Origin of the sequence: Microbacterium sp., from assembly GCF_039812165.1 — a bacterium.
Lineage (GTDB): Bacteria > Actinomycetota > Actinomycetes > Actinomycetales > Microbacteriaceae > Microbacterium.
The window spans coordinates 1-2,541 of the sequence record NZ_JBDIAB010000309.1 but is presented as its reverse complement, the minus strand read 5'-3'; the positions used below and the strand labels follow the sequence as shown (position 1 = coordinate 2,541).

Annotated in this window: 2 protein-coding genes; both read right to left on the bottom strand. The window is 64.0% G+C overall.

The window, feature by feature from the left end; translation table 11 throughout:
- On the bottom strand, nt 1–1,009 hold a 1,009-nt coding region (locus WML84_RS14755; RefSeq protein WP_347346891.1), incomplete at its 3' end, for a rhamnan synthesis F family protein.
- Nucleotides 1,006–2,541 (bottom strand): rhamnan synthesis F family protein (locus WML84_RS14750; protein WP_347346890.1); only part of this gene is annotated, 1,536 nt, incomplete at its 5' end. The genes WML84_RS14750 and WML84_RS14755, both read right to left, overlap by 4 nt.

Sequence of the window (2,541 nt, the reverse complement as noted above, 5' to 3'; positions counted from 1 at the left end):
GGTCGGCGCGATCGAGCATCTCATCGACCATCTCCGGATAGAAGATGTGGGCGATGACCAGCGTGCGCAGCGGGCGCTCGGGATCGTAAGACTCCTCGTCCGCGGAGAGCACCGAGACGAGTGCAGCGTCCGCATTGAGAACCCGCGGCTCGACGTTCCGCGCGAGATCGGCATAGATCAGATCGAGCGGGTACCCGTAGTGCGCCGCAGTGTCCAGTGTCCATCGGCCGACGACGCCTAGGCTGTCCAGATATGTCGGCCACTCGAAGAACGGGCGCCGCTTGAGCGTCGGACATCCAGCGTCGAGAAGCTGGCGCGCAGCGACGAGCGGATAGTTCATGGCGAGATCGGTGATCAATGGGAAGGCCACCTCGCCGGAGAACCCGAGCGAAACGAATCTCTCGGTGAAAGCGCCCTCGTGCTTCACCACCGCATCGGCATACTCCGGCAACTCGGGGAGGTCGCGCCAATACTCGCGCCACTCATCCGAAAGGAACATCGCGCGCCGGACGGCGATCCAGTAGGACTGGACATGGTAGGGCAGGTATCCGGTCTGGGTGAACGGATTCGGCTCGAGACGAGGATGGTCGGTCAGCCCCCAGAAGTGGATGTCCTGCCCGTTCATCCGGTCGAAGACATCGTCGAAGGGACGCACCGGGCCGTACCAGGTGTCATTCGCGAGCACGATCTCATCGAACTCCGCGATTCGGTCGGCCATCTGCTCGAGACCGAACTTGTAGCCCCAGATGTCGAAGCCGCTGTTCTCACGTTCGACGACCTCGTCGCACACCGAGTCCAGTTTCTGCCGCCCGGCAGCGGTGAGCTTCCCATTGACCACGGCGATGATGTGCTGGTGCTGACGTCGTAGCTCACGGAGCGCATAGGGGATGTAGTCCTCTACTTCGCCGCGGCGATCGTAGACCACGTAGATCAGAAGCCTTCTGCCGTCCGCAGGAAAGCTCGAGGCGGCCCGCGGCTGGGCAGGGATCAGTTCATCCGTCTTCGTCATCTCTGCCTCTTCGATCGGAACGACCCCACGGCCGAACGCACACCGCCACGAAACGATCCGAGCCATGAGGCGGCGATACCCGCCGATCGAAATGCCGGTCGCAGCAGTTGCGCGATGAACGGAAAGTGCAGGTTGAGGTACATGCGGGTCAGACTCACGGGGCCACCACGTCCCATCGAACCCATTCTGCGGAGGAAGTGGATCTGCTCCGCCGGGTACCCGGGGGCCGTGCTCGACAACTGATCCGCTTTGAACTCCATCGCAGAGAAGCTGATCTCCGCGTGCTCATGGTTCAGCACGGTGCGACAGTGGTAGCCCGTCTCCGCGGCAGCCAGCGGGATGATCCGCTCCTGCAGTCGGGAGAGCTCTGCGTGCCCGCCTCGACGCGAAAGGCCGTAGTCGCGAGCGTTCCAAGCACGCTCAGCCATGAGTCGCAACGCCTGTGGACGGCCCAACCACATGCCTCCGAACGGCGCGAGCGGTGAGACCTCGTCAAGCGGTACGCGGATCCCCAGCTCTCGGCACACAGACTTTGCGGCGTCGCGATACGAGCCCCAACCACGACCCATGATCCGGTAACCCACGTGGATCATCGGCGGGAACACGAGCCCGAGTCCCTTCTCGTTCTCGAAAAGGCGCAGCAGGCCGATCACGTAGCCGGGACTGCTCAGCAGGTTGTCCAGCTGGTAGCGGCGCGAATACTCGGCGACATTGATGGGTTTGTGGCCCGACTGTCGTCCATGCAGACGCATGATGAGGTCATAGTCGTCGCCGAGCAGGATATCGCGGCAGCCCACGAGCAGCGCGCCCATGTCGCGGCCTCCCGGCACCCAGGCGACCCGTACCTCGACGCGCTGACAGAGCGCGGGTTTGGCGCGCTCGAGGAGCTTCCGGATCCGCGCCGCCTTGATGCCGTCGGTGGTCGTGATGACCAGGTCGTAGGCCTGCGGAAGGTTCTGGAGCCTGTCGAGGAGCTCGTCGACGAAACCCAGACCTGGAAGGTGCACCACGACGCAGATGCGCTGGACCTCCTCGAGGGTGACATCGGTTCGATCCGGAAGGATCTCGAGCATCCCTGCCGAGGCGTTGAGGGCTCGTGGCGGTGTCGTGCGCACCACGCTGCTCCACAAGAGGTCGATGGGATAGCCCAGTTCCTCGATGCGCTTGAGCACCGGACGGAGAATCACAGCGAACTGGTCGAGGGCGGGAGGGAACTGATCGAAGAGACCGCGCACCAGCACGGGGCATCCGGCCTCGACGAGCTTTCCCGGGGCGAAGAGCCCGGGATTGTGGCGCGCCGCCCCTTCGAAGTCGAAGGCGACCGCCGCTCGGGCGCCACGCGAGCGGAAGTGATCGGCGAATCCGGTATCGAGGTGGCCACGATCGGCGGACCAGTATCGTGCCCATTCGCCGCTCTCGATGAGCGACCGGCGTGCCACGGTCCAGATCCAGGGCCGATGACGAATAGGGAACCCTTCCAATCCGTAGTCGTTGGGGTGTCGGTCGTCGTTGCGGATCAGCTCCCAGAAATC